We start from the raw sequence: 22,213 nt of genomic DNA, 5'->3' as shown, positions 1-22,213 counted from the left end.
AGATCACCCCCAAAATGTAGTGGTAACACGCGCCGGCGCGCGCCTAACATGCTGACTTAATAACTTATTCTTACAGGTGGTGTTTAAGTCGGGCAAGACTGCTGGTTTCCGCTGCGACGCTGTTGCTGGCAGTCGGGTCGACAGGTTATGCCGCCGACATCATCGAAGGGCCGGTGGCCGACTATTGCCGAACGGTCGGCACGTCGAACCTGGTGCTGAACGACAACATCGTCGATCTCAAGTCCGAGGTGGTGAAGCTGATGGACGAGTCGGTGGCCGTCGCCAACAGCTCGGAATGGATCAACTCTTCGCGCCCCGCCTTCGTCTGGGCATCGGAAGCCAAGGTCGCCTGCGGCATGGCCTATGGCTATCTCAAGACGAACTACAAGGACGAAGACACCCTCAACAAGTGCGAGTGCTTCCACGACCGCATGGTCGAGTACATGAACTGACCGGAAGGGATCTGGCCGTGCCGGTTGGCTGACCCGATGGTCGGCGCACGATTGACGAGAGCGATCGCAGGAGCGATCGCATTGACCGGCTTTGGCCAACTTGCCCCGCAAGCCCGCGCGAACTGGCTGGAACGACCTGGCCTGGAAAGACCACCACCGTCCGCGTTGACGCGGCAAGCCCGCTGTGACGCTGCCCCGGAATGGACGCGCGAGACATTCAAGGCATTCGCAACATGCCAGGCATCGCTCTACGGCCTGGAGCCGGTGCTGGCGCACGCGGTGATGGAGATCGAAAGCGATTTCGATCCCGATGTGCACGGCGCCGATGGCGAAGTCGGCTTGATGCAGGTGATGCCGGGAACGGCGCGAATGCTCGGCTTTCGCGGTTCGCTCGACGAGCTTGGCGCGCCTGCAACCAACATCGCGCTCGGCATCAGATACCTGGCGCAGGCAAACAGCCTTGCCGCAGGCGATCTCTGCACCACTGTCATGAAATATCGCGCCGGGCACGGTGAAACCCGGTTCTCCGAACTTTCGGTCCGCTACTGCCGGCGCGCGCGTGCAATCCTGGCGAGGGAAGGCGTCACTGTTGCCGGTCCGCTACCGGTGGCGACGTTCGGCTTTTCCGCGTTCCCGGCAGCAGGAGATGACGGCGCCCCTGCCCAGGGGAAGCGGATTTGCGTGCGCCGGCTGTTCGTGCCCGGGCCGCGATACATGAAATGCGCCGACTATCGAAGCGCCGGTCAAGCCAAGGTGATCAAGACGCTCCGGGCAAGACTCTTCGACGGTTAGAGCAGTTCATCGTTTCGTGGAAACGGCGAACTGCTCTACCTCCTTGTTTTGACGCAATTCCGGACGGAAAACCGGTTCACACTTTTCCTGGAATTGCTCTAAACCACGGTCCGGCAAATACAAAGACGGCGAGGCAAGTCTGCCGTAAGATGAATGGGATGAGACCGGAACAAACACCCGGCGGGATATAGGGAGGCATCATGGTATCTGGCCGGAAGGGCCACACTTCGTGGACGTGGGCGATCGTATTTGCGGTTATGGTGTCAGGCTGCCAGTCGAAAGGCAGCGTCTCGGACGCCCTCGATCCGGCGGCGATCGCCGCACCTGGAGCGCCGGCCGCCGGCGCTGCTCCCAGCCCGGCCCAGGCCACGCAATCGCTCGGCACCGGATCGACGAAGGTCACGATGCTGCTGCCTTTGTCGGCCCCAGGAGCCGCCGGCGAAAGCGGCAGAAAGATGCTCGATGCGACCAAGTTAGCGATGGCCGACCTTGGCAACACACTGCTCACGGTCACGGTCGAGGACACCAAGGGCGACAGCGCGCACGCCAGCGAGTTGGCGGTGAAGGCGATCACCACTGGAACCAAGATCGTCATCGGCCCGGTCGAGCTTGCTGCCGCTCAGCACATAGCCAAGCTTTCGGGATCCCAGCGGCCGCCGGTGCTGGCGCTGGCCGACAATTTCGCCGGCGGTCCAGGCGTCTATGCAGTGCGTCTCAACGAGGCCGACAGTGCGGCCGCGGGCGCAGCCGGCCTGGCGGCTAAAGGCAGCAAGAAGTTCGTGCTGCTCGTCGCGGCCGGCGCGAATGCCGGCGCGGTTGAAAAGCGGGTCGCCAACAGCCTCAGCATCTATGGCGCGACGCTCGCCGTCACCATTCCGTATTCGGCCGGTGACGGCGGCACAAAAGCAGTCAACGACATGGGCTCACTTGTCGAGGCTCCCGATGCCATCGTCATCGCCAGCGGCGGCGATAGTCCGGCGCAGATTCTTGCGGCGCTCAAATCGAAAGGCATCCCCGGAAAATCAGTGGCTGTCGTTGGAACCAACCGCTGGCTGGAGCATCCGATCGAGCCGCTGTTTGAAGGATCCTACATCGCCACGCTCGACCCAAGCGAAACCGGTCCAATCGCCGACCGCTTCAAGACGACCTACAATTATCCTGCCGACCCCAATGTCGCCTACGCCTATGATATGGTCGCCCTGACAGCGGGGATTGCAAGTTCGGTCGGGCCCGACGGCTTCAACAAGCAGGTGCTCGAGAATCGGAGCGGATTTCGCGGATCGACCGGCTTGTTCCGGTTTCGGGCGGATGGCTCCAGTGAGCGATCCATGCCCTTTTATCAGGTTCAAAAAGGTGCGCTCAAACTGGTCGCCAAATCGACGTCGGGGTACTGAAGGGCAAGAAGCCTTGGGGTCTGCTTGAGCTGATGGGCTGGCTGAGGCGCAATCGCTTGGTGGTGTTGCCTGGAAGCCTGCTGCTTCTGACCGGGGTCTTGTTGATCATCCGAGCCGCCGATCTGCTTCCCACCGATCGGCCGGTACCAGCGCCACGTCAATCCATCGACGATAGCCAGCCAATGCGATCGGCTGCGACCGTCGCCAATACGCCATGGCGAGGACGCGCACGCAAGATTGCCCAGGACCTTATCGCGCCGCCACAGCTTGATCCGGCGCAAATCGAACGGGCGGAGCCGCGCCCGCCGCTCGGCGACCTTGGCCTGGCTGCGCCTGCGGGGATGGGGATGCCAAAGGATTGGCCAGAGGTCCTGCTGTACCAACCGGTTGCCACCTCCTCGGCGACCTTCGAATCCATGGGACGCAAGGTAGTCATCAGCGGGGTCCAGGGCATCGACCTGGACAAGACCTGTTCGTTTCGCGACGTCGCCTGGCCTTGCGGCCAACGTGCACGGGCCGCTTTCAATTCCTGGCTGCGCGGTCGGGCACTTAAATGTGTCGTGCCGCCGGAGATCGATCGTTTCGCCATTGCCGCACCGTGCAATTTGGGCAAACAGGATGTCGGTGCCTGGCTTGTTTCCAACGGCTGGGCGACGGCTTTGGCAAGCGGCATCTACGGCAAGGCGGAGGCGGTGGCCAAGGACGCCGAGATGGGCATATTCGGCCCGCCACAATAACCGACAATTCGGTGTCGCTGCCGTTACCCGCGCAGCCTTGCTTTGAAGCCAGGTTTCGGGCCGATGGTAGGCGATTGCGCCATTACTCAAATTGTATGATTCCTCGAAACTGAATGTGCAGCACCCTGGCCTATGCTAGTCGATCAAGCGGGAGATTGACTAATGATGACACCGATGGCGAATAGCTCGCCCCAGCAATGGAAAGAGGTCGCATGGCTTACCGCCCTGGGATTGGCGGGAATTTTGCTGCTCTCCATTGGCCTCAACTATCTGCTTCTGTTCTCGGAAGCATTGACGCCGTTCGGCCGCAGCATGGTCACAGCGATCCTGTTGCCGGTCATCATCGGTTGCCCGCTTCTCCTGTTCATTGGCCTGCAGCGGATCGAACTCGGCCATTATCGAAGAGAACTCAACAAGTCGGCGACCTTTGACAGCCTGACAGGCTGCCTGAACCGCACGGTCTTCACGTCGATGGTCGACAGGAGAACAACCAGGCAGGACTCGTCCGGTCCAAGATCTGGCGCCTTCCTGGTCATTCATCCCGAACACATCAGGTCCATCAACCTGCGCTTCGGGCTGGGCTGGGGTGACGAAGCCTTGCGGCTCATAGCCTCGACCATCCAGTCATCGGTGCGCAAGGAGGATCTGGTGGGGCGCATCGGAACGTCCATGTTCGGGGTCTTTCTGCCCGGTGCGACAGAAGACGACGCCAAGGAGATCGGCGAGCGTATCCGGGCGCGCGTGGCGCAAGCCTATTTCGCGCCGAAAGGAACCGAGGATGTCCTGGCCATCAGCGTCGGCGGTGTGGTGTTTGAAAACGAACTGGAATTCGAAGAGATGTTCCGGTCGGCGGAATCGCTGTTATCCGGCGTCGAACACAAGCCTGGATTTCAATTGTCGCGTCTGCACCACTAACTCAGAAGCGCCGCCTGCAGGCCGCGTCCGCCGGCGACCTGCCGCGCGTCAGTCGCGCGATATGGACAGTCCCGCGAGAAGCGGCGCGTACGCGGCGAGCCTGCGGGATACGAACTCGGTGAAGAGCCGCACGCGCTTCGTCTTGCGTGTCTCGCCCTGCGTGAGAAGCCAAACCGTTCCGTACATGTGCAGGTCGCTACCCGGCACCCTCACCAGTAAGGGGTCGGCATCTCCAACGAAGCATGGCATTGTCGTCATCCCGAGCCCTTGCCGTACGGCAGCGATCTGCGCCTCGCCGTCCGTGGTCCTGAATGGAACCCCCGCGGTGCGAACCTCACCCTCGTTGGCCCAGTCCGGGATTCCATGAATGCTTATGAAGATCCACCGAATGGGATCAGGCGTGCCCGCACGCCACGCGGCTAGTCGATCCCGGGACATGTAGACGCCGCCGAACAGCTCCGGTCCCTTCATGCCGTGAAGATTGAGCGGCAGGGTTTTGCGGTCGTAGACGACGCGGATCGCCACGTCGGCCTCCCGGTTGGTCAGATTTGCCAGCTCACCGGACGACGAGATTTCCATCTCGATGTCGGGATGCAGACGCGCGAAATCGGCGAAGTCCGGCATCAGCAGATGTGTCGCGAGGGGCGGCGCCAGCGTCACCCGCAGAAGCCCGCGCACGCTCTGATCGCGCCCGAAGACGCGCGTCTCCAGCTGGTGCGACGACGCTTCCATCTGGTTCGCGAGCTCGAGGACCTCCTCCCCCGCAGCCGTCAGGCGGTAGCCCGAAGGCAGCTTTTCGAACATCTGCGCCCCGAGGCGTTCCTCGAGCTGGGCGATGCGTCGCAGCACGGTCGAGTGGTTCACCCCGAGATGCGCGGCGGCGGCCCGCACCGAGCCTCCGCGAGCGACGGCAAGAAAGTAGCGAACGTCATCCCAGTCGATCATGGTGCAATCCCGCACCGCAAGGTGCGCCTTCCAAAGCCTGTGTCCGACACATCGAACAGCATCTCGTATGTAGGTGGCGCGGGGTGGTCATCATAGCCCATGCTGACAAGCACGGCCGAATTCCCAACGGCGGACACCGATCGTCACGGCTGGCGTCAGTCGTCCAGCCGGATCGATTTTGCACCACCGATGTGCGCCTTTCCGCACTCAAAGCCTGACCCCGGCAGACTTACTTCCAGGCTCTCGGGGTTCTTCCCCAAAAGCAGAGCCTGAAAGGAAAAGTCATGGGAAAGCTTGACGATAAGGTTGCAGTCATCACGGGTGGATCGAGCGGCATGGCGCTGGCGAGCGCCAAGCGGTTTGTTGAAGAAGGCGCCTACGTTTTCATCACGGGCCGGAGGCAGGAGGCGCTCGACGAGGCCATGAGGCTGATTGGCCGGAACGTGACCGGCGTGCGCGGCGATGCGGCCAATCTCGACGACCTCGACCGCCTGTTCGATACAGTCAAGCGGGAAAAGGGCAAGATCGACGTCCTGTATGCGAGCGCCGGCACCGGTGAAGCGGTCCCGCTGGGCGAGATTACCGAGCAGCATTTCGATGCGACCTTCGGCCTGAATACGCGCGGCACGCTGTTTACGGTGCAAAAGGCCTTGCCGCTGTTCAACGATGGCGGGTCGATCTTCATGACCGGATCAGTTGCTTCGATCAAAGGTTTTCCTGGTTACAGCGTGTACGCGGCGAGCAAGGCGGCGTTGCACGCATTCGCACGCGGGTGGCTCAACGAGCTGAAGGGCAGGAATATCCGGGTAAACGTGCTGCACCCGGGGCCTATCGCCACACCGATGCAGGACCAAGTTCTCACAGAGGAGGCGAAGCAGATGTTCGAATCCCTGATCCCGCGGGGAAAGATGGGGCGTCCTGAGGAAATTGCGACGGCCGCGCTGTTTCTTGCTTCTGACGATTCGAGCTTCGTGAATGGGCTGGAGTTGTCTGTCGACGGAGGCTTCTCGGCCATCTGAAAGGCCGGGCAATCAATATCAACACGGATCGGAGAAGTATTATGAGCTATGCGATTGTAGGATTCGGTCCGGTAGGCCAGGCCCTCGCCCGCGCCTTCGCCCGTAAGAACATCAAGGTGTCCGTCGCGAGCCGCCGGCCGCCCGAGGCGTTGGCGCCGCAGGCCCGGGCGATTGGACCCACGGTTGTCGCCAAGTCGCTGCGGGATGCACTCGAGGCCGACACAATCATCCTGGCGGTCCCGTTCGGGGAGCACCGCGAGGTTGCGAAGGCCCTGCCGAACTGGGAAGGCAAGACGGTCATCGACGCGACGAACGCGTTTGGAGTCCCTGAAGAGCTGAACGGTCTCCCGTCCTCCGCCTTCGTCGCGAAGGCGTTCACCGGCGCCAAGCTCGTGAAAGGCTTCAATCACCTGATTGCGGCCACCCTGGCTGCCGATCCGATCGTCGAGGGCGGCCACCGGGTCGTCTTTCTGTCGAGCGACGACGAGGACGCGACCGCTCCCGTGGCGGCCTTGGCCAAACAACTCGGGTTCGCACCCGTCAAGCTGGGAAAGCTCAACGAGGGTGGCGCGCTGGTGCACGCACGCGGCCGCGTTTGGGGCCAGCTCATCTTCCAGGATTTGTTCAAGAAGGAGCAGTGACCGGTGTACGACCATGTAATTTGGCCCGAGCGGCATGACCCGGGAACGTCGGCTCTCTACGCGCTCAACGACATCGGCGTGAAGGCGCCCCCTGAAGTGGTTTGGAGGCTGCTGGTCGACGCCGAGAATTGGTCGAGCCACTTTCCTACCGAAGATCAGGTCAAGGTTCTGACCGGCGAGCCGAAACTTGCGCTCGGAACTAAGTATTCCCCTGGAATAGTAAGCAACGATCAAAATGGCCACGACCACCAGCAGCCCCGGCAAGGACATTTGCATTGCTGACCGAGCCTCCCGCTTGGCTGCGATTATGCGTACACGCGAAGCCGTCCGAAGGCTCATCTTTCGGCAGATGGGTATGCCGGACAAGAGCCAAAGGGCGTAGCCTGACGCCCGCACCTGCAAGACACGGCAGGTACTCCCTAAGCTGGGTGGACACCTCGATTTGTTTAGCGCTGGCGATCCTTTCGCAATCCGGCCAACACCTCCTGCAAAGTGCTGACGTTCAATCCACGGACGTCTACTAAAGAACGCCTCGACCAGAGAAAAAGGTAATCTTACACTACGGTTGCAGCTTGTTTTGCTGCCAAATTTTAAAAACCTGTGTTAATGATGAAATCGCGGGAGCGCTGGGCAACGGGCGGGTCGTTGGAGTTCCGGCACCAAGAGGAGAAGCGGTATGACCATTCAGGTTGTACATCGCGCATTCGGCCCCAAGCAGGTCAGGCAACTCAAGGAAGTTTACGAGCGTGCGAGGGCTGTGGAGGCAAAGTACCCCGAGTCCCACATTGCCAGCAAAGCCGCCAAAAGGCTGATAGCCGCGTTCGAAGCCGTGATCCAGACCGACGGAACAGTTCTGGATGTGCAGTGGCTAAGCGAGGCTGAGCCGCAAGGAAACGCCTGAGACCAGGCCTCTATCCAACGTCCGCGAAGCTTTCGGGTATTAGGCGGCTGATTTCTGTCGACTTCAGCCACGCCGTGCCAGCGGATTCCGCATGCCCTTCCAAATCAAACGTCTCTGAAACCTGATGTGACCGCGTGTTCGCCGGGCGGAGCGATAGGGGAGCCGTTGGGCGGGCAGTGACTCCCCTATCCTGTCTCCGCGTTTTCGCTGCAGACAGGCCGCGTGAGCCTTGAGCAGACGCTGCCATTCCAATGTCCAGCCTGGCAGCGCCTCGGGGTCAGCTTGGCTACGTCTTTTTGAAGACTTAAAAATTTCTATAAAATTAACCTAAGTTAGAGACTGCTTATAAATACCTCATAGACTGTTCAAGCTGTTCTAGGTGGCGGCAGTCAGGAACTGCTAAGCGCTCCAAGCTGGGGTAATCCAGCCTGAAGCTTTCAAGTGGGCTGGGGTTATCAAAGTTCAATCCAAAAGAATGACGGAGCTCTAGCTCTATTGACCGCCACAAGGCAGATCGCGTTGGGGAAAGGCGGGTACTAGTATGGGTTCAACGGTAGGATTGCACAATTACACTTCAACAAACCAGACAGGAGTTCCGGCGAGCGGAACGGAAAATGTCCACGAAGGTAGGCAATGCCTCCTCATCCTGGACGGAAGGGCTCTAGACCGCGAGTGTCTCGCGTCGGCTCTGGAGGACCACGAACTCGGCATGGCGGTCTTCGCCCTGGGTTCGATCGAAGAATGGCGGGTGAAGAAGGGGGCGGCCCCTCCCCTCGCTGCCATACTTTTCAACCTCGGCGGTCGGAAGGTCACCGATCATGGCATCGCGGACGAGATCAGGCATATCTCATCCGAGTTCAAATCAGTCCCAGTGGTTATCCTGGCCGACACCGAGGATCTTGCACAGATACTGACGGCGCTCGAATGCGGCGCTCGCGGCTACATTCCGACTTCGGTCGGGATTGACGTGTGTGTCGAGGCGATCAACCTTGCAGCAGCGGGAGGCATCTTCGTCCCGGCGAGCAGTGTCCTTTCGATGCGGCACCTGATAGATTCAGGCAACTGTGATACGCGGCCTTTGACGGGCATGTTCACGCTCAGGCAGGCTGAGGTCGCCCAGGCGCTCCGACGCGGCAAGGCGAACAAGATCATCGCCTACGAACTGAACCTGCGCGAAAGCACCGTGAAGGTCCACATCCGAAACATCATGAAGAAACTGAAGGCGACCAACCGGACGGAAGTCGCCTACAAGGTCAACGATCTCTTCGCAGAAGGAACTCTGGCTGGAGAGTGACCGCGAGCAACAAGGCGGCCCGCCTTGGTGAATCCTGGCGGGCCGCGTTTTCAGCTTTGAAGTTTTCAGCTTTGAAGATTCAGTTATATCCGTGCATGAATGGCATCCGGGGTCTCGAGCACGCGGAAGGCGAATATCTCGTCCTCGCGCCGTTTTGGCTCGCCTGGGACGTCAACGAAGCTTGTCTGACAAGCTGATCAGGACACAGTCGCAAAGGTCCGCGGGACCTGAGCAAGGCGCCTTGCCACCGCGAAATCCGCCGATCAATCTGCAACGGCAACAGGCGCGGAGAAGGTAAATCCGCTCACCCATTTAATCGCTTCCTCGATCGTATCGAAGTTTTTGTGCTGGCCACTCAGCAGCCCGAAGCCTGTCTCAAGGAACCATTTGCCTTTCGTGCAATAGGCCGCTTCGTCGATCTGGGTAAGGACGGCGACCAACTGGTCGGATTTCCACACCAGAACACCGGATTCTCCACCCTCGACCGTTCCGATCCGGGCTTCGCTGAGCGAAAATCCACGAGCAATTTCTTCTTTGCCCACGTTGATGCTTCCCCAACTTCAAATGGATATGAAAATCCGTCGGCCCTGAATGGCTGGCCGCTTCTGGAAGTGTCTTTTTTTGAGCGGAACGTCACCCGAGGGCGACAGAGGAATTTGTTAGCAGATCGCCCGGCAAGTTCAATGGCCCTTAGCGCGATTTGTTCGTTGATCCACCGTTAGTTTTTTCGCGCGGGAATTCGTGAAAAACTGCTAGAGAATTTTGGCTTTTCGGAGCGTGAACGCCTCGGCGAAATGCTCGGGTGCCCGGCATTCCATCCCGCATAACCTTGCAAGCCCAGCGAATGTCGCGCGGTCGAACCAGTCCTTGGAGCGCTGCGTTCCGAAGTGCTTGTGGAGGAGTTCGATCTTGCGTTCCAGCACGTCTGCCGTGAGCGGCACGTAAGCGTTGGGCTGGCAAAGGTCGCCATCCCATTTCGGGATCTCGTATTCGAGCACCAGATGAATGGCACCGGCTCTCCCGCAGCTGGCCGCAATGCGAGGCCGTCAAGGCGGCAGTCGCCCTGGACGGCATTGGCGGACCGGATCTGAAACCCGAGATCGAAGCTCGTGTCGCCCGCCTCTTCCGATGGCATATTGATCCGGCACCGTTTGGCTTGTGGGTCGACAGGATTGACGAGCGCGGGAGGTCACTGGCCACCGAGGTCCCGGCGAGCATCTTCTACCACCTAGTGACGGCGTTGATGCAGTATCTGGACAAGACTGGAGGACAGGTCGAACCTTTCCCGCTGCCTGCTTTGCATAGGGGCGAGACGGTTCCGAAGCAGATTTACGGCTGACCAGAACTGGGCTGCTTTCCTCGACGGCGGATTCCCGCCGCCGGCTGTGACCCCGGTGATGCTCCGAGGGGTAGGGGAAGTGGTAGCTAAGGCGAATTCGGTATCCCCTTCCCCTGTGTCGCGGCTGCAAACCGGGATAGTATGCTTATAAGAAATGCCTAAAAGAGAGCATCGAACGCCCCCAATCCTGGAACGCTGGTCAACTCGTCGAGGCGTCGTACATTTGAGCCTGTGAACCTTCTCCGAATGGTTGAGACGCAACTATGGCAAAAAAAAAATCGCGTGCCAGACCCAGCGGTGATCTCCTGAGACTGCTTGCTACCCAGCCCAGAGCGGTTGCACTTGCTGCCCTGCACGTGAGTGAATCCGTGCTGTTGGAACTCGAAGCATCCCATCTGTTGTCAGCAGCAGAGATCAGAGGATTGCTCAAGGACGCTTCAACGACGCTACGCAATGCCGCCGATCAAGTCGACAACCGCAGCTGTGCCGTTGCCAGCGAAATAGTCGAGTCCATGCGGGAAAATTTCAAGAGAAACAAAGCCTGACCAGTGCCCGGAACGATGTCAAATCGTGGCTTCGGCAAGCAAGCCCTGGAACCACTGCAACGAAAAGTGGCGATCGCGACGCCTTGCACCCGAAAGTTACCATTGAACGGGTACTCTTCGCATCAAATCTGATGTACATAGCATCGAGGGGAAAGGAATTTGGGCGGGGTTCTAAATGACTTATGCTTCACGTCCCCCTTTGCGCGGAAGTGAAAATCGTCCAACGTACGTCGGACTTAACGACGACGATATGGCACTTATCAAGGCACTGGGGTTCACGCCGAAGCGCTACCCAGCCGAGACGGTGATCGTCAGTCAGGGCGAGGCCAGCGATCGCGTATTCATAGTCGAGTCAGGCTGGGGTTGCATTTCTCATGAGCTAGCGGGTGGGCAGCGACAAATTCTGGATTTTGCACTGAAGGGCGACATCGTCCTGCTTCAGGCCCCCGCAGGCAGCGCTCTTGAAACGTTTGTGGCTCAAACCGAACTTCTGGTGTTGGTGGCTTCGAGCAAGACATTTACCCTTGCCGCCATGAAGTCTCCTCATCTTTTCTCCCTTATTCTCGAAACGCTCGTGCACCACGGGGCAGTTGTCGCTCAGCATCTCACCAATGTAGGACGACGCAGCGCCTTGGCGCGAACGGCGCATCTGTTCCTCGAACTGAGGGCGCGGCTGGAACGAACAGGCTCCGTCACCCGCAACAGCTATGAATGCCCTCTCACCCAGTACGATCTCGCGGACGCTCTCGGCCTCACTCCGATTCATGTCAATCGAATGCTGCGGGAACTGCGCGAGCGCAAATTGCTTGAATTCCGCCAAGGCCATGTTCGCGTGCTCGATCAACCTGGGCTGACGAAGTTTGCCGGATTCGAGCAGGAATACATCGAAAGTTGAGGCATATCGGCCTCGGCGCCGGCTAACAACCTTGATAGCGGCGCCCTTCGCACGACGAGAACATTCGTGTGCGGTGTTCCGGCCGGTCGGAGAAGCATCGGACGGGGTCCATATCCGCCACGCGTTGGCGATCAACGGCCCGGCCTTGCCTCTCCCCATGTCGCCGATTTGGCAGGCGCAGCTCTAGCTTGCACACCAAGCCGGCCTGCTCAGAACGAGGAGGCGGTCACATCGGATGAAGCGCTCTCGAGTGGTACCCCTTTTGTGCTTCAATTCGCTCTTGCGGATCACGAGTGGGCTGAACTGCGATCTTTTCGTTCGTTGAGAGCCCGTTGCCGGACTCGGCAGTGAGCACGCCATGATTCATCGCCCAAACTGCTGCCTGGGTACGGTTGCGCACCCGAATCTTCCGGAGGATTGCCTTGACGTGTACTTTCACCGTAGCTTCGGCGATGTTATTTTTGCGCGCGATGGTTTTGTTAGACTCACCTTCGACCAAGCAACGCAGAATACATTTTTCTCGATTTGAAAAAGTTGATAGCTCCCTATCTTCTTTTTCTGCTTTATGATCGCCGTTTGTCAGATGATAACTTGCCAAATCATATCTCACGTCAAGCCTAATATCTTGGATAAACGTCGACGGTTGTGCGGGAATTACTGTCTGCCCAAGCATAACTAATTCGAGCGCCTTGATGAAGGTTTCGTGGGCAGCGATTTTTGTCAAATATGCGTCGGCCCCCGCGCGAAAGGCTGAAACTATATCGTTCGATCGACAGTGCTCAGCTAGCGCAACGACATGGCTGGCCGGATAAGCTGCTTTAAAGTCTGCAATTTGTGCGAATCCAGCATCCGCATCAGGACCGTCGACATCTATGATGAGCAAGATGGGCCGCTGCTGTGGTAGCGCCTTCTGCAGAAGATCGTAAACACAAGCCGCGGAGGAAAGAATACGAAACTTTTCTGCATTCAGGATTCGAATAAGGCCCTCTCGGAGTAACTCGCTCGGCCCGACAAGCAATGTTGCAAAAGACTGTCTTGTCATCATAGCCTCCTGTGATCTGCGACGCTTGATATCCCTGTGGCCCGAGTGATATTCGGCGCTCCGCGCCCCAAACCGCTATAGCCCACCCGTATACCTTACGCTGGGAAACCTCGCGCCAAGATACCCTCCTTAGGCGCCCAAATACCCTCTTTAGGCGTAGGGCAGCATCGTCGAGGGCTATCCGGATTCTCAACCCAAAGCTTGGATCGGGTTTGCGGGTAAGTGTCCTAGATGGTGCTCGGCTCATCCTCCAAGGTTTGGATGCTGAAACGGGAAAGGCCCACCTGTCCTGCGAATGCAAGTCCAGGCCGCAGAGGTTCGAGACGCCCCGTCGATAGACCGATATTTGCGGCTCGGCGCCGCGTTCGATCGCCCTGTCTCGTTCGCCATCCAGGGTTCTCCTGGCAGCACATTATTCTGCTCATTTAACGAGCTCGCCCAAGACGGTGTTTATCCGGAAGGAGTGCCCACAAAGAGATAGTTGTGCCGCCGTAGGTGAAGCGGCACGATACGGCAGAGCCTGGCTCGGCTCGATCAGTTCGGGACGGGACGGGACGGGACGGGACGGCATCATTCAAATAGCGAAAGACAGGCGCAATGGCAAAGACAGGCGCAATGGCCGTGGACACAAATTCCAATTCGGAACCGGCCACTTCCTCGTCACAAGCGCCCCGCCGGCGGAAAATGAAGGCAGTCCTGCTTGTCCTCGGAATTTCCGGGGCCGCCGCGTTGGGGGCCGTCAAAAACTGGGAGGCCATTAAGGATGCCTCCGGACCAGCGATGCAGAAGGTCGAGAATGTCTTCGGAGCCGCGGCGCAGAAGGTCGAGGATGTCTCCGGAGCCGTGGCGCAAAAGGTGTCTGCTGCTATCGATAGCTGGCAAGATCAACCGGTTCAAGCCACGGCCGAACCCTCCCGCGCGATCGTGTTGGGACCGGATGCGGCGGCCGTGACGTTGGTCGAAGGGAGCGCCGCCCCTGCCGTCCGCACCAGTGCCGAGCGCCCAAAAACCCTCAGCACGGGACCGGATGCGGCGGCCGTGACGTTGGTCGAAGGGAGCGCCGCCCCTGCCGTCCGCACCAGTGCCGAGCGCCCAAAAACCCTCAGCACGGCGCCAGACGTGCCAACCGGAAGCCTGTTCGGCGTCGGCGACCGCCTCAAGGTCGTGTTCTACGAGCGCGTCGACGTCGAAGAAGACAAATGGGGGGGCGGGTCCTCAGCCTCGGCCCTGCGCGGTATCGTGCAGCGTCCGGAGCTGAGCGGCGAGTATACTGTCCAAGAGGACGGCACGATTTCCGTGCCCTTGCTTGGCTCCATTCCGGTCGCCAACCGGTCGGCGCAACAGGTACAGGCCGACCTGGAGGATACCTTAGAACAACTGCTGGGCCGCAAAGGACTGGTCAACATCCTGTCGCTGGAGCGCTCGCCCATTTACGTACTGGGGCCAGTCAAGAATCCGGGCTCGTTCAAGTACGCGCCCGGAATGACGATCCTGCACGCCATCGCGCTGGCCGGCGGCCTCGACCGGGGCCAGGGCGAGCCGTGGCAGAAGATCGAATCCGTGCGTGAAACCCAGAGGCGGGGCGGGGCGATCGATGCAATTTCGAAGTTGCTCGCCCGCGTGGCGGTGCTGAAAGCCGAGCGCGACGGCACGGCGCCCAAGATCCCGCGGCAGTTGCTGGAGTTGGCCGGCGCGACTGAAGCCGCCAACCTCGTCAGCGAGCAGAGCGACCGGCGCAAGGCCGTCGCCACGACCCGCAAGGATCGCGAGCGCACGATCCTGCGTGCACTGGAGGCGGCCAGGCAAGATGTTGCCGCGTATGGGCGCATGGACTCCCTCGACGAACTCGTCAGGCTGCGCGAGGAGCGCGTCAACAGCATGCGCACGCTCGTGAACCGCAACGTTCTCAGCATGACGGTGATGGATCAGGTCCGGAGCGAGTTGTCCGACGCGGAACAGCGTCGGCAGGATGCCCTCAACCAGTACGCGATGGCCAAGCAGCGCCTCGCTTCGCTGGAGGCTGAGGCGTTGCAGACCCAGGCCGACCTCAGGAACGATCTGGAGGTTGAGATCGAGTCCACGGAGACCCAGATCGCGGCCAACATGCGCGACTTGAACGCCAGCGAAGGCATCCTGGACACGTTGCCGATGACCCGCGCCCAGGCTGTGAACGCGAACAGCGTAACCTATCAAATCGTGCGGCAATCGGCAGCCGGGCCGGTCAGCATCGAGTCCCCCGGGATGACCCTGTTGCAGCCGGGCGACCTCGTCAACATAATCGTGGCCGAAGGCGAGCCAGACGCGCTGGGCGGTTCGCCGGTCCCGACCTCGTCGCCGACCGGCGAAAGCTCGTCGGCCGGGTCCACTCTCAACGATGCAGGGCCTGGCAGCGAGGTGGCGGAGCAGCCAATCGGTCCGAATTGATGCCCTGCAAGGAAACTATTCTGCACGGCATGGTCTGCGTGGATGAACTGGTGGGCCGACTTGGGAAGCGCGCACAATGATCACTCGCCAACAGCTTGAACCGTTTCACGAACGGGCATGTCCGCCTCCGCCGAGTTCGAACTATGGCTTGGACTGCCCCCCGTGGGTAGTCAGGAATAGGGTCTTCACTTCCCGCGGCGGCGATACGAAACTTCTCCAAACAGGGCAAACCCCGAGCGCTCCATGGCTGACCAGCAGCGCGCCACGAGGACAGGAGTTCGTGATGTCTCAGTCATCAGTGCACAACCCTATCGTGCGGCTTCAGTAGGACAAGCCATGCGCCAGGATACGGTTATCGATGTTACCGTGGAGGCCTTGCCGGACATCGCGAGACTTGAGACCATTTGGAAGGAGCTCGAAGCCCGAGCAACTCACTCATTCTACCTGTCCTGGCTCTGGATCGGAACTTGGCTGCGGCATCTGCCGGGGGGCGCGCAACCACATGTTCTGGTCGCCCGGACGTCAAGCAGAATCGTTGGGTTGGCGATTATTTGCCGGCGGAGCGCGTGGAGTTTCGGGCCACATGCGCGGGCGCGTTGGCTACTCAATGAAACCGGCGATGTTCGTTTCGATCGATTGTTTATCGAGTACAACAACATTCTTGCGGAGCGATCCCTGGCCGATGCCACCAGGGTGGCATGCCTCGAGGCCTTAGCGCAGCACTTGCGCTACTCTGACCAGCTGGTGCTCTCCGGAATTGATCCGGACTTCGAGCTGGCCGCTTGTCGCACCGCGGGCCGGGCCGGGCTCCTTACCGATGTGAGAGCGGACGATACGGCGCGGTGGATTGATTTCGCCAAAGTCCGCCGGAAAGGCGGAAATTTCCGCGCCACCTTGGGCCGCAATACTCGGCAGGCGGTAAGCCGCGCCATGCGGTTATATACTGAACGCGGCCCGATTGCGTTCCAGACTATGGAAGTCACGTCGGAGGCGCTCGCCGCGTTTGATTTGCTCGCCGAGCTTCATCAGGCGCGGTGGGGACGCAAGGGCGCCTTTGCCAATCCGAGCTTCCGTCGATTTCACGAGGACCTCATTTCACTCGGAGTTCCCGCCGGGACCGTCCGCATCTCGCGGACGTTGGCTGGGGCGCAGACAATTGGGATCTTGTACAATTTCGTGCATGACGGCCGCGTCTACAACTACCAAAGCGGCTTTCTCTATGAGCGCGACGGCCGGCTCAAGCCCGGCCTTATCAGCCATGTTCTGGCTATTGAGGACAGCATCGGACGTGGCGATTGCAGCTACGATTTTCTGGCAGGGTTCTCCGGGCACAAGTCGCACCTGGCCAATGCGGAGCATCCCATGAAGTGGATCGCAATAAGCAGAGACGGCCCGGAGCGTCGCATCGAGGCAAAGCTGCGCGGTGCCAAGCGGGTGCTAGGGACCATTGCTACGAATGTGAAAGAGGCCGTGGCTTGAGGTGTCAACCAACAAAAAGGAACTTCTGCATCAAGTGTCTGGGGCAGCTTCTTGGGCCGGCGAACGGCGGGCTCGTCCCTTGGGAAGGCGAGGAGGACTAGGAGGCTGGATCGGTCTAATCTATGTTTCAGCGTGGCGGAAATGGTAGACGCACCGCACTGTTCAGGCGACGCCGAAAGGCTTGTAGGTTCGAGTCCTACCGCTGGAGCCATAGATTCTAAGCCCTTTCCAACCTTTTTGGATAAAGTCGAGCTGAGACCCGAGATCATAATGCCGGTTCTCGAGAATGATGGTTTGGAGGTCCTGGCATTCATGCTCGATGCGGAGCAGAACGTCATCCGCGAGATAGGTGTTTGCCTCAACGAAGAGGAACGTCGGCGCGCCGAGGGGTTGAGACTGGAGCGGGACCGCCGGCGCTTTGTCGCTACCCGTGGGCAACTGCGCCGGGTCCTCGCTTCCAAACTGGGAATCTCCCCATCCGACGTCGAACTAGAATATGGGCACCTAGGCAAACCACGCCTCTCGCACCGCATGCCTGCTCGCGATTTGTGCTTCAGCGTCTCACGATCCGGAGATGTCGCGGTCGTCGCCCTCTCGACCAGGCAGGAGGTCGGGGTGGACATCGAGGCAGTTCTCCCTGTGCCCGAAGCGGACGAGATCGCAGCGCTCTGCTTTTCCGCCTCCGAGTATGGGTCCTACACCGCCCTTTGTCCGGAAGACCGGCCGGAGGGCTTCCTCCGGCGCTGGACCCAGTTGGAGGCTATCTCCAAGGCCCTGGGGTGCGGCTTAGGACAGCCCTTTTCCTGGGATGAAGGGGATTGGGCTGTCCGTAGGTTTGTACCGAAACCTGGGTACATCGGAACGGTGGTAGTCCGGAATTGGTAGTCCGGAATTGAAGTGCCCGCGGTGCCATCATTCGCTTACGATGCACTGTGGATAAACGAGGGCACGCAAGTTCATTGCAGCGCTCCACTCACATGTCCCGGGCGCACGGAGAAAGAGGCGGCGGTTTCATCGGTGAAACCGTCGTGCTGGGGAGTTGGGATGCGGGTCGTGAATCATGAAGGCAGTGGTTCGGGAGGCCCTATGTCGGCGGACGTGATGCAGATCCCGGAGCTTCTCGCAAACCTCGCGGTCAAGGACATCAAGGTCTGGGTAGAGGGCGACCGGCTGCGGTGCAACGCCCCAGCTGGCACACTGACGGCGGAGTCTTCCGACCAGTTGCGGAACCGGAAGGGCGAAATCATCGCCTTTCTGAATATGGCCACGGCGGCGGCCCGGCAACAGCCTGCAATCGTTCCCCTGCAGTCTCGCGGAACACGCACGCCCATTTACGCCGTACCCGGGCATGTCGGCGCGCCATTCTCATTCTCGGACCTGTCGAAGCACCTAGGCGGCGATCAACCGTTTTACGCACTCCAGCCGTCTGGCTTCGATGGGCAGAGTGAGCCGATGGACCGCGTCGAAGATATCGCCAAGTACTTCGCCCGCCAGATCGTCGAATATCAGCCCACCGGTCCGTACATCATCGCCGGTTACTGCTCCGGCGCTGCAACCGCTTTCGAGCTGGCGAAAATCCTGCGTGGACGCGGAGCGGAGGTCCCATGCACCGCGCTCTTTGGCCCTCTTCACCCCACCACCTATAACAAATTGCCGCGTCTGCTGTATTTCTATGCTAGCCGTAGCGCCGACTCACTCCTGCGAGAGATGGCGAAACTGCCGACATTCGGTGCCCGTCTCCGATATTTCGGCAGTCGCCTCCGGAATCTCGGCGAGCGCGCCCTCGTGACTCCCGTTCGCAGAAGCAAAGAGCCTGTCACGACAGATCCGGTGCTGGCGAGCAGAGCTCGACTCAAATCCGCGGCGATCACGGCTTTGCGGCGGTACATTCCGACTCCGTATTCGGGTCGAGTATGCATATTCCTTCCGAACAAGGCCTGGATGCGATCGGGTGCGGCACCGCACCGATGGCTCCGAGTGGTGCCCCATGCCGAATTCTATTTCGGGCCCGAGGACTGCAACGATACCCGTATGCTGGAGGAACCGGACGCACCTGCCATCGCAGAGCTTTATCGCCAAGCAACCCAAAAAGCTGAACGATTTGACGTGATTTGATTTTTTGATTTTCTGCTATCGGGAGCGCATCTCATGAATGAAGTCCTACCTATCGCGCCGGAGGGCCGAGCGCTTCTCCTGCTGAAAGATGCCGATCATCAGGCGCTGGTTGTCGAGTACAACGCCACGGCAGCGCCCTACCCGTCGGACAGGACGATCATCGATCTCTTCCTCGACCAAGCGATGCGTAATCCTGACGCCGAAGCGATCCGCTTCGGCGACGCAACGCTGACGTACCAGCAGCTCAACGAACGCTCCAACCAGATGGCCACGCATCTGAGCTCGGCCGGCGTGGGGCGGGGTCGGATTGCCGTTGTGTTCATGGAGCACTCCATTGAAGTCGTCGTCGCGATCTTAGGCGTCCTGAAGTCGGGCGCGGCCTATGTGCCGGTGGATGCGGCAACACCGAAGGGGCGTCTCGCAACAATCCTGAAGGACATTGCCAACGGGACCGATGGGCGGGCGCCGGTGGCGATCACCCAAACGCGCTTGCAGTCCGCCATTTCCCCGAACCTTGCCGACATTTTCGTGCTCGACGCCGATTTCGGGTCGATTTTGAATCAGCCAGACTCGGCCCGACCGTCTGCTGCCACTCCGGACGGCGCCGCCTATATCATCTTCACCTCAGGCTCGACAGGTACGCCCAAGGGCGTCGTGATCGAGCACCGGAACCTGGTGAACTACATCTGGTGGGCCGCTCGGATGTACAGTTCCGGCGAACGTCTCGCGTGGCCCCTTTTCTCATCCCTCGCCTTCGACCTGACCGTCACGACGCTCTTCACGCCACTCATCACCGGTGGCCGCATCGTGGTCTATCTTGGTGATCCCGGAATCCAGAGCATGGTCGTCCTCAAGGTCATCGACGACAATGCCGTCGATATTATGAAGCTGACGCCGGCGCATCTCGCGATGATCCGCGACCGCAATCTTGGGACCACAAGGCTACGCAAGTTCATCGTGGGTGGCGAGGACTTCAAGACCGAATTGGCTCGCGATATCACAGAAGCCATCCCCCATCCTATCGAGATCTACAACGAGTACGGACCAACCGAAGCCACAGTGGGCTGCATGATACACCGTTTCGACATCGACCGGGATCAATCCGCATCGGTGCCGATCGGCGTTCCGGCCGCCAATGCGGGCATCTACGTCCTCAGCAACGCACATCAACCCACCCCCCCCGGCATTATCGGTGAGATGTTCATTGCCGGCGACGGTCTCGCGAGAGGCTATTTCAATCGCCCTGACCTCACTGACGAACGTTTCCTCACGGCCATCGATCCCCGAGATCGGTTTTCGAAGCTGCGGCTGTACAAGACGGGCGATCTCGCCCGCTGGAACTCGGAAGCGCGCCTGGAATTTCTCGGCCGTGCCGATCATCAGGTGAAAGTTGGTGGCGCGCGTGTCGAACTGGGCGAGATCGAAGCGCGGCTTCTGAAGCACCCGCACGTTCACGAATGCGCAGTCGCTGCCATCGCCACCTCGGTGGTGAAACCAACGACACAAATAGTGGCCCAAATCGGCCATGTCGAACCGCCAGCGTTCGAAGACGGCATGGCACGACTTGTGGCCTACTATGTCTCGTCGAAACCTGTGACCGTGACGGACCTGCGCGCCCACCTTGCCGAAGAACTCTTGGAGTCCATGATTCCGACACACTTTGTTCGCCTCGAACGGATGCCGCTCACGTCCAACGGGAAGATCGACCGCGCCTCGCTTCCCGAACCGACGGCGGAAAATATCCAGCCTGCACAAGACTTCGCCGCCCCCTCGACGGAGACCGAGAAGACGCTGGCCGCGCTGTGGTGCGATCTCCTCAAGGTCGAGTCGATCGGCCGTGACGACAACTTCTTTGGCCTGGGCGGGCAGTCGCTCTTGGTGATGCGAGCGGTGTCGCGCATGCGAAAGACCTTCGGCGTCGACGTGCAGCTTCGCAATCTCTTCGAGCGCCCGACAGTGGCCGGACTGGCGGAAGTGATCGACGCAATGCGCTGGGTCGCCGATTCCAGAGCCCCTTCACTCGAGGGACCGAGAGAGGAAATCGAACTCTAGCCTGTCGGACGGCCCTCCGAATGGCCTTGGGGCGGATGAAGATGATGGACAAAGCTTGGGTACCGTCGCGAGGACCGGGGCTGCCTTGGGCAGCGGGGGAGTATGAGCTCTTACGGGACCAGGTCCGCCGGTTCGTCGAGGAGGAGATCAAGCCCTGTGCGGATCGCTGGGAAGAGGAGGGATTCATTCCTCGTCCGATCCTGCGCCGCATGGGCGAACTCGGCTTCTTTGGCATCCGCTACCCGGCCGAGTATGGTGGTGCCGAGATGGACGCGGTTGCATCGACCGTCTTCGCCGAGGAGCTCGGGCGCTCGACCTATGGCGGCGCCGCCGATGCAATGCTGGTCCATAGCGACATGGCTTCCATGTATGTCTTTCACGACGGGACCAAAGCCCAGCGCGACCGCTGGATGCCGGGCATTATCAGAGGCGAGGTGATCACCGCGGTCGCCATCACGGAGCCGGATGCGGGCTCGGACGTGAAGGCCATCCGCACGCGCGCGCTCCGAGAGGGCGACTCTTACGTCCTCGACGGCACGAAGCTCTACATCACGAATGGCGTCCACGCGGATCTCTACTGCGTCGCCGCCAAGACTGATCCCTCGGCTGGAAGCAACGGAATCACGATGTTCCTCGTCGAGAAGGGCACGCCCGGCTTCAGCGTCGCCCGCGAGTTGGACAAGCACGGCTGGCGCTCCTCCGATACCGCGGAGCTCGTCTTCGACGGTTGCCGTATCCCCGCCGAGAGCGTGCTCGGCGTGGAGGGACAGGGCTTCTACTCCATCATGCGCAACTTCCAGAACGAGCGCCTTGTGCTCGCGGCCATGGCGATAGGGACGGCCGAGGCGGCGATCGATATGACCCTGGTCTGGGTGAAAGCTCGCCGCGCATTCGGGGGCGCCCTATGGGACATGCAGGCGATCCGTCAACGTCTCGCGATGCTCTCTGCGAAGGTGGAGGCAAGCCGCCAGTTTCTCTATGCCACCGCTTGGCGCATGGCGGCGGACGAAGATTGCCTGCGCGAGATCTCGATGTCGAAGGCCATCTGCGGCGAACTCGTCAACGAGGTCGCCTATGCGTGTGTGCAGTTCCACGGCGCCATGGGCGTCATGCGCGAGAGTCCGATCGAGCGGATAACGCGTGACGCCCGCGTCCTATCCATCGCCGGCGGCGCGACGGAGGTGATGCTGGAGGTGGTCGCGTCGATAACGTGAGCCCAATGCCGCCGCCAC

Annotated in this window: 22 protein-coding genes, 1 tRNA gene and 2 pseudogenes; 21 read left to right on the top strand and 4 right to left on the bottom strand. The window is 60.3% G+C overall.

Annotated elements, in window-relative coordinates:
* Positions 1-122 precede the first annotated feature (122 nt).
* From ACWGTI_RS29510 to ACWGTI_RS29490, 5 genes are all read left to right on the top strand, one after another.
* The gene (locus tag ACWGTI_RS29510) at positions 123-452 is read left to right on the top strand and encodes a hypothetical protein (protein WP_454590308.1); all 330 of its coding nucleotides are present in this window, start codon (positions 123-125) and stop codon (positions 450-452) included.
* 81 nt (positions 453-533) lie between these two features.
* Positions 534-1,244, top strand: a complete 711-nt coding sequence (locus tag ACWGTI_RS29505; protein WP_454590307.1) for a lytic transglycosylase domain-containing protein — start codon at positions 534-536, stop codon at positions 1,242-1,244.
* 200 nt (positions 1,245-1,444) lie between these two features.
* Entirely contained in the window at positions 1,445-2,638 is a 1,194-nt protein-coding gene (locus ACWGTI_RS29500; RefSeq protein WP_454590306.1) for an ABC transporter substrate-binding protein, read from the top strand.
* Between the two features lie 32 nt (positions 2,639-2,670).
* The gene (locus ACWGTI_RS29495) at positions 2,671-3,375 is read left to right on the top strand and encodes a thermonuclease family protein (RefSeq protein WP_454590305.1); all 705 of its coding nucleotides are present in this window, start codon (positions 2,671-2,673) and stop codon (positions 3,373-3,375) included.
* Positions 3,376-3,537: 162 nt separating this feature from the next.
* Complete coding sequence (locus ACWGTI_RS29490) at positions 3,538-4,290, top strand: GGDEF domain-containing protein (protein ID WP_454590304.1); 753 nt, start codon at positions 3,538-3,540, stop codon at positions 4,288-4,290.
* A gap of 48 nt (positions 4,291-4,338) precedes the next feature.
* Here ACWGTI_RS29490 and ACWGTI_RS29485 read toward each other — a convergent pair whose 3' ends face one another.
* Positions 4,339-5,235, bottom strand: a complete 897-nt coding sequence (locus ACWGTI_RS29485; protein WP_454590303.1) for a LysR family transcriptional regulator — start codon at positions 5,233-5,235, stop codon at positions 4,339-4,341.
* Positions 5,236-5,519: 284 nt separating this feature from the next.
* Here ACWGTI_RS29485 and ACWGTI_RS29480 point away from each other — a divergent pair, with 284 nt between their 5' ends.
* The 6 genes from ACWGTI_RS29480 to ACWGTI_RS29455 all read left to right on the top strand — a co-directional run bounded on the left by ACWGTI_RS29480 (position 5,520) and on the right by ACWGTI_RS29455 (position 9,287).
* On the top strand, positions 5,520-6,254 hold the full coding sequence (locus ACWGTI_RS29480) for an SDR family NAD(P)-dependent oxidoreductase (RefSeq protein WP_454590302.1): 735 nt from the start codon (positions 5,520-5,522) through the stop codon (positions 6,252-6,254).
* A gap of 41 nt (positions 6,255-6,295) precedes the next feature.
* A complete protein-coding gene (locus tag ACWGTI_RS29475; RefSeq protein WP_454590301.1) occupies positions 6,296-6,895 on the top strand; it encodes an NADPH-dependent F420 reductase in 600 nt (199 codons plus the stop codon).
* Positions 6,896-6,898: 3 nt separating this feature from the next.
* The gene (locus ACWGTI_RS29470) at positions 6,899-7,177 is read left to right on the top strand and encodes an SRPBCC family protein (protein ID WP_454590300.1); all 279 of its coding nucleotides are present in this window, start codon (positions 6,899-6,901) and stop codon (positions 7,175-7,177) included.
* Positions 7,178-7,571: 394 nt separating this feature from the next.
* On the top strand, positions 7,572-7,796 hold the full coding sequence (locus ACWGTI_RS29465) for a hypothetical protein (protein WP_454590299.1): 225 nt from the start codon (positions 7,572-7,574) through the stop codon (positions 7,794-7,796).
* Between the two features lie 541 nt (positions 7,797-8,337).
* Positions 8,338-9,090 carry a LuxR C-terminal-related transcriptional regulator gene (locus ACWGTI_RS29460; RefSeq protein WP_454590298.1) on the top strand — a complete coding sequence of 251 codons (753 nt, stop codon included), beginning with the start codon at positions 8,338-8,340 and terminating at the stop codon, positions 9,088-9,090.
* Positions 9,087-9,287: a hypothetical protein gene (locus ACWGTI_RS29455; RefSeq protein WP_454590297.1), complete on the top strand. Its 201-nt coding sequence runs from the start codon at positions 9,087-9,089 to the stop codon at positions 9,285-9,287. The genes ACWGTI_RS29460 and ACWGTI_RS29455 overlap by 4 nt, the downstream gene beginning before the upstream one ends.
* A gap of 66 nt (positions 9,288-9,353) precedes the next feature.
* Here ACWGTI_RS29455 and ACWGTI_RS29450 read toward each other — a convergent pair whose 3' ends face one another.
* Complete coding sequence (locus ACWGTI_RS29450) at positions 9,354-9,632, bottom strand: hypothetical protein (protein ID WP_454590296.1); 279 nt, start codon at positions 9,630-9,632, stop codon at positions 9,354-9,356.
* A 210-nt stretch (positions 9,633-9,842) separates the two neighbouring features.
* Positions 9,843-10,091: pseudogene (locus tag ACWGTI_RS29445) on the bottom strand (PIG-L family deacetylase); the annotation flags it as partial.
* Positions 10,092-10,105: 14 nt separating this feature from the next.
* Here ACWGTI_RS29445 and ACWGTI_RS29440 point away from each other — a divergent pair.
* The 3 genes and pseudogenes from ACWGTI_RS29440 to ACWGTI_RS29430 form a co-directional block, all read left to right on the top strand.
* A pseudogene (locus ACWGTI_RS29440) lies at positions 10,106-10,429 on the top strand (AGE family epimerase/isomerase); the annotation flags it as partial.
* 263 nt (positions 10,430-10,692) lie between these two features.
* Complete coding sequence (locus ACWGTI_RS29435) at positions 10,693-10,974, top strand: hypothetical protein (RefSeq protein WP_454590295.1); 282 nt, start codon at positions 10,693-10,695, stop codon at positions 10,972-10,974.
* Between the two features lie 250 nt (positions 10,975-11,224).
* The gene (locus ACWGTI_RS29430; RefSeq protein WP_454590294.1) at positions 11,225-11,869 is read left to right on the top strand and encodes a Crp/Fnr family transcriptional regulator; all 645 of its coding nucleotides are present in this window, start codon (positions 11,225-11,227) and stop codon (positions 11,867-11,869) included.
* 226 nt (positions 11,870-12,095) lie between these two features.
* Here the strand turns inward: ACWGTI_RS29430 and ACWGTI_RS29425 are convergent, their stop codons facing one another.
* A complete protein-coding gene (locus tag ACWGTI_RS29425; protein WP_454590293.1) occupies positions 12,096-12,914 on the bottom strand; it encodes a LuxR C-terminal-related transcriptional regulator in 819 nt (272 codons plus the stop codon).
* 681 nt (positions 12,915-13,595) lie between these two features.
* Between ACWGTI_RS29425 and ACWGTI_RS29420 the strand changes: the two genes are divergently transcribed.
* The 7 genes from ACWGTI_RS29420 (at position 13,596) to ACWGTI_RS29390 (ending at position 22,195) form a co-directional block, all read left to right on the top strand.
* A complete protein-coding gene (locus tag ACWGTI_RS29420) occupies positions 13,596-15,335 on the top strand; it encodes a polysaccharide biosynthesis/export family protein (protein ID WP_454590292.1) in 1,740 nt (579 codons plus the stop codon).
* Positions 15,336-15,578: 243 nt separating this feature from the next.
* Positions 15,579-16,814 (top strand): GNAT family N-acetyltransferase, encoded by a 1,236-nt coding sequence (locus ACWGTI_RS29415; RefSeq protein WP_454590291.1) that lies wholly within the window; start codon positions 15,579-15,581, stop codon positions 16,812-16,814.
* 126 nt (positions 16,815-16,940) lie between these two features.
* Positions 16,941-17,025, top strand: a tRNA-Asn gene (locus ACWGTI_RS29410).
* 59 nt (positions 17,026-17,084) lie between these two features.
* Complete coding sequence (locus tag ACWGTI_RS29405) at positions 17,085-17,699, top strand: 4'-phosphopantetheinyl transferase family protein (protein ID WP_454590290.1); 615 nt, start codon at positions 17,085-17,087, stop codon at positions 17,697-17,699.
* A gap of 201 nt (positions 17,700-17,900) precedes the next feature.
* Complete coding sequence (locus tag ACWGTI_RS29400) at positions 17,901-18,929, top strand: TubC N-terminal docking domain-related protein (protein WP_454590289.1); 1,029 nt, start codon at positions 17,901-17,903, stop codon at positions 18,927-18,929.
* Between the two features lie 33 nt (positions 18,930-18,962).
* A complete protein-coding gene (locus ACWGTI_RS29395) occupies positions 18,963-20,981 on the top strand; it encodes a non-ribosomal peptide synthetase (protein ID WP_454590288.1) in 2,019 nt (672 codons plus the stop codon).
* 41 nt (positions 20,982-21,022) lie between these two features.
* On the top strand, positions 21,023-22,195 hold the full coding sequence (locus ACWGTI_RS29390; RefSeq protein WP_454590287.1) for an acyl-CoA dehydrogenase family protein: 1,173 nt from the start codon (positions 21,023-21,025) through the stop codon (positions 22,193-22,195).
* Positions 22,196-22,213 lie beyond the last annotated feature (18 nt).

The sequence above is a fragment of the Mesorhizobium sp. ArgA1 genome (assembly GCF_053714375.1).
This window is presented reverse-complemented; position numbering and strand designations above follow the sequence as displayed.